This window comes from Neisseria sp. 74A18, assembly GCF_001308005.1.
In the GTDB taxonomy this organism is placed as follows: Bacteria; Pseudomonadota; Gammaproteobacteria; order Burkholderiales; family Neisseriaceae; genus Neisseria; species Neisseria dumasiana.
The window spans coordinates 1-4912 of sequence record NZ_LGZA01000058.1 but is presented as its reverse complement, the minus strand read 5'-3'; the positions used below and the strand labels follow the sequence as shown (position 1 = coordinate 4912).

Sequence of the window (4912 nt, the reverse complement as noted above, 5' to 3'; positions counted from 1 at the left end):
ATATTAACCTTTGTTATATATTTTTATAAAAAAATAACGCAATCATTCCCGCTATCAGCGAAATTTAATATTTTTAGAATTTGCTATCCATGCTTGGAATATTTTAATGTTGCACGCAATTTGTTTTGTTTGATTCTTCTCATGAATAAATACGCAGTGAGCTGCTTTTTATGCTGGATAGTTTTGTAAGGATTTTAGGCTGTTTTAAACCTAGTAGAAATTTTTTACCACAAATATTAATGGAGTGAAGAGATATGCAACAACCGCACGAAGAATTACAAGACACGGACTTCAACTTAAGATATAGCCATAATATCATTGAGCATTTAGGTCTGAAACTCTATCAAAATAAGCCAACTAATGTTATAGCCGAGCTTATTTCCAACTCTTGGGATGCCGATGCTTCAAATGTATGGATTGATCTTAATTCTAATTATATTAGTGTCTTCGATGATGGGAAAGGCATGTCTGATGTTGAGCTTAAATATAATTATTTAGTTATTGGCAAAAAGAAAAGAAAAAAAGAAGAATTATCAAAACGTACAAAAAAAGATCGTACTGTAATGGGGAGAAAAGGGATTGGAAAACTTGCACCTTTTGGAATCGCTAAAAAACTGTCCCTTATTACCATATCCCAAGATAGTAAAAAATGCTATTGGATATCCTTAGATATTTCTCAAATGTTATCAGACATTGATAATGATACTGTGAATAATTTAGTCACCTATAAGCCCAAAATAATTTGCAATGGTTGTTCAATTGATGAAATTCCTCTTGGCGAAGACAAGTATGGATGTGTATCTCGTTTTCTAGAAAATATAAAGGAAAATCAACATGGTACCGCTGTTATTATGGAAGACCTATCATTAAAGAGAGCTATACCTATAGATTCACTTAAAAGTTCAATAGGACAACGTTTTACAGTCACTCTTCTTAATGAACATTTTACTGTTTATGTGAATGATGATGCTATTACTGAAAAAGATGCCTTACCAGAATTCTATTTCAGAATTCCTGAAAAAGGTGTAAAAGAGGAAACACTAACTTTTAATAACAAAGAGAGAAATATTAAGTATTGGGTTGGTTTTGTTGAAAAGGCTGATTGGCCACAGGATCAAGCTGGGATTGGTGTTTATGCTCATGGGAAAATTGCACAAGATAGGCCATTTGTCTTTGGTTTAAAAGGTAGGGAAATATGGACACGGTATATGTATGGAGTGATTGAAGCTGATTGGTTAGATGAATTAGATGAAGATATTGTTTCTACAGATAGAACAACTATTAATTGGAATCACGATGACACCCAAGAAGTATACAACTGGGGACAGCAACTTGCTGCTAAATGGATAAGCGAATATCAAAAATTTCAGCAAGCAAATAAGAAGGAGCAAATACAACACAAAATTCGTAATTTACCTCACGAGCTTAGAGTAACAAAGAGCGAGCAAGAAGCTATATCTAATATAGTATCTAGTATGAGTCCCAAGGTTCAAAAAGATGATGCTTTACAAACAGAAATCATTCATAAACTAACATCTGCATGGACTCACACACCTAGTCAAATAATAATTAAATCATTATGGGAAAAAGTAAAAAATACAGATGATGAAAGCGAATTTTTAAAAACGATAGATGAAATCAATAAGCATTTAGTCCCTGAAGCAATGTCATTATCTGTCATAGTTGCGAAACGGATTTTTGCTCTAACCAAGTTAGAGCAACTAGCAAAAACTGGCACAGAGCCACAATTACAAAATCTTCTTGAACAGTTTCCTTGGATTCTTGGATCGGATAAAGGAAAGGTATTTGCCAATGAGCAAATGAAAACAATTGCAAAAACGATCGCATTAAATGAACAAGCTCAAGCACATGGTTCAACTATCACACACTTAAAAGAACAACCTGATTCAGGTACACGACCTGATTTTACTGTATTTTCAGATACCAATAATAAGACAATTATTCTTATAGAACTAAAAAGCCCTCTTGTTGAGTTAGAGAGAAAGCATTATAACCAATTAGTTACTTATAAAGGATGGTTTCAAGATTATTTTCATGATGCAGATGTTTGCTGTTATTTAATTGGAAAAAATCCTAAGGAATGGCAAATGAAAAATACAGATACCCAAATTAATATTCTTTCTTGGCAAGATATTTGCATCCAATCTCGCAAAGACTATATAGAATTGCTCTCGTCTATGTTATATGGAATATCTGAGTTTTATGATGACGTAAGAATTCAAAGAGCTATAGAGTTTGGAGGGCCTGAATCTCTAGAACTACTGAAGCGAATATCAGATTCGAAGCCTGAGCTAAAGGAACTATTTGAAAAAATAGAAAAAAAATCAATAAAGGATTTAAAAAATGCTTAGTTCGATTGACTTATTTGCAGGTGGTGGCGGATTATCGGAAGGCTTAAAACAAGCAGGCTTCAGAATATGCTCTGCTGTAGAGAATAATGCACATGCAGCAGAAACATTTCGAGCGAACCATAAAGATGCTTATGTTTTTGAAAATGACATAAGATATATATCTGCTACAGAGCTGTTAAAGAGAAGTAATCTTTCAAAAGGTGAGTTAGATCTTTTAGTTGGATGCCCCCCCTGCCAAGGTTTTTCTACATTAACACAAAAATATAAACGAATAGATGAGCGCAATAGTTTAATTTCGGAAGTCAGTAGGCTTGTTGCAGATATTTATCCTAAAGCAATCATGATAGAAAATGTTCCAGGCTTGATGTATAAAGGTAAATTATATCTAGATAAATTTATCTCTGATATTGAAAAACTTGGATATATTGTGAATTTTAATGTCTTGCAAGTCGCTGATTATGGGGTACCTCAAGACAGAAAACGCTTTGTACTACTTGCAGGGAGAGGGTTTGAAATTAATATACCTCAAGCAACGCACTCTCGCTTAGGAACAGATGGTAAAAAACCATGGAATACTGTTAAAAGTGCCTTAGAAAATTTGGCTCCACCTATTTCACTTAAACACACTTATGAGAGTGGGGGACCCCAAAAATTCAATTGGAATGTCATTCGAGATTTGGCCGATATAAATTTAGAACGGCTAAAATATTTAAAACCGGGAGGTTCTCGATTTGATATACCAGATGAATTAAGACCAAAATGCCATAAAGGTAATAATAAAGGCTTTTCTAATGTATATGGTAGGATGGATTTCAACACAGTATCCCCCACTATTACAGGAGGCTGTACTGTTTTAAGTAAAGGAAGATTTGGACATCCTGTTGAGTTGAGGACTATTTCTGTTAGAGAAGCAGCAAGATTGCAAACGTTTCCGGATTCTTTTCAATTTGTATCAAATTCAATAGACCAAGTTTGCAGAATTATAGGAAATGCTTTACCTTGTGAATTCGCAAGAGTTATGAGTGAGGCCTGCAAAAAAGCTATAATATGTAATTAAAATTGACATTACCAATATAAAAAATCCAGCCGCAGCACATGAACATGTGCTGCGGCTGGATTTTTTGCTTTTGCTAATGCAAAGCGTATTGTTCCAACAGTTTAGGCGTATAATCAACACCAGTAAAATTATCTCAACAGGAGAACAGGTCATGTGTACATTGATGCAAAAAGACGCACTGATCGAATATGTGGCGTCGGTGCAAGCTTTGATTGCCCGCAAAACCCCGCGCACGGAAAATCGGACGGCAGATCAGCAAAGGATCGTGGAAATACGCAGCTTCCTTTATGATTCCGTTCCCGAAAATATTGATTTTCAGGCGATAGCGGATGAATGCAATGCGCTTTATCAGAAATATTCAACATTACCGAAGCCTCAATTGGAGGCTGCTGCATAGATGACAAAGCAAGAAGATGTTGCTTTTGAAATGATTTGAGACGGCTTGGTGTCTGAAACACAAGTCCGTCCTTCTTCTTTACCCAAAGGTTTTGTATTGGGCGGGCAACCCGGGGCGGGCAAATCCAACTTGGTTCAAAAAATCAGGGCGGAACCAACCGCAATCTTTTGATTATAAACGGTGACGAGTTTCGCCGCTACCATCCTGATTTTGAGGATATTCAGGCTCCATATGGCAAGAATGCTCCCAAATATACGGCCGCTTTTTCAGGAATGATGACAGAAAGGGTTATAGCAAAGGCTCTTGCTGAAGGATATAACGTGAGTGTCGAGGGTACTTTTCGCACAGCCGGAGACCTTTGCAAAACCCCACGCCAACAAACAGCCGGAACATTCTTCATCATGTTCCGGCTGTTTTTGCGTAAAAAGTAGACAAGCTACCCCTAAATTCCCCTTAAAGTGCCTCATTATGAGGCACTGCCTGCCTGTTCAGGCAGCAACAGACACACCTATCCTGTTGGCCGCCTTCAACAGGTTCACACACATTGCCTTCAGGTGGCTTTGCGCCCTCACTTTGCCCAACCCAAAATAGGCTGACCGGCCATAGCGGAATTTGCGGTGCAACGTACCAAAGCTTTGTTCCACCACATAGCGCACTTTCGCCAGCCGGCCGTTGCGGATTTTCTGCTCTTGGCTTAACGGGCAGCCACGGTGTGCTTTTTGCATGATGCCGTCTTTCAAGCCGCACGCTGCCAAATGTTGTCGGTTCTCCCGGCTGTCGTAGCCTTTATCCGCATAGACGGTGCTGCCTTCTGCGATGTCTGCCGGTAATGGCAGCAGGTGTTTGCACTCATGAGCATTGGCCGGGGTGATGTGCAGTTTCTCGATATAGCCGTCCGCATCGGTACGGGTGTGTTGTTTGTAGCCCGGATGGAAGCGGCCGTCTTTTTTGATCCACCCGGCATCCGGGTCTTTGCCGGGGGTGGTTTCGCCACAGACAACGCCTTCGTCATCCACTTCGATGGCCTGACGCTGTTTGCCGCCGGCCGTCTGAATAATGGTGGCGTCAACGATGGCGGCGGATGCT

General features: G+C 38.7%; 4 protein-coding genes and 1 pseudogene. 4 read left to right on the top strand and 1 reads right to left on the bottom strand.

Features of this window, described 5'->3' with window-relative positions; all coding sequences use genetic code 11:
* The first annotated feature begins 254 nt into the window (after positions 1 to 254).
* The 4 genes and pseudogenes from AKG43_RS11575 (at position 255) to AKG43_RS13455 (ending at position 4257) form a co-directional block, all read left to right on the top strand.
* Positions 255 to 2372 (top strand): ATP-binding protein, encoded by a 2118-nt coding sequence (locus AKG43_RS11575; RefSeq protein WP_054617432.1) that lies wholly within the window; start codon positions 255 to 257, stop codon positions 2370 to 2372.
* Positions 2365 to 3429, top strand: a complete 1065-nt coding sequence (locus tag AKG43_RS11570) for a DNA cytosine methyltransferase (protein ID WP_054617431.1) — start codon at positions 2365 to 2367, stop codon at positions 3427 to 3429. The genes AKG43_RS11575 and AKG43_RS11570 overlap by 8 nt, the downstream gene beginning before the upstream one ends.
* A gap of 151 nt (positions 3430 to 3580) precedes the next feature.
* Entirely contained in the window at positions 3581 to 3826 is a 246-nt protein-coding gene (locus tag AKG43_RS11565; protein ID WP_231718165.1) for a hypothetical protein, read from the top strand.
* Between the two features lie 48 nt (positions 3827 to 3874).
* Positions 3875 to 4257, top strand: a pseudogene (locus AKG43_RS13455) (zeta toxin family protein).
* Positions 4258 to 4314: 57 nt separating this feature from the next.
* On the opposite strand, the gene AKG43_RS11555 reads toward AKG43_RS13455, so the two are convergent.
* Positions 4315 to 4912, bottom strand: a 598-nt coding sequence (locus tag AKG43_RS11555) for a transposase (RefSeq protein ID WP_156300676.1), incomplete at its 5' end; no start/stop codon positions are given.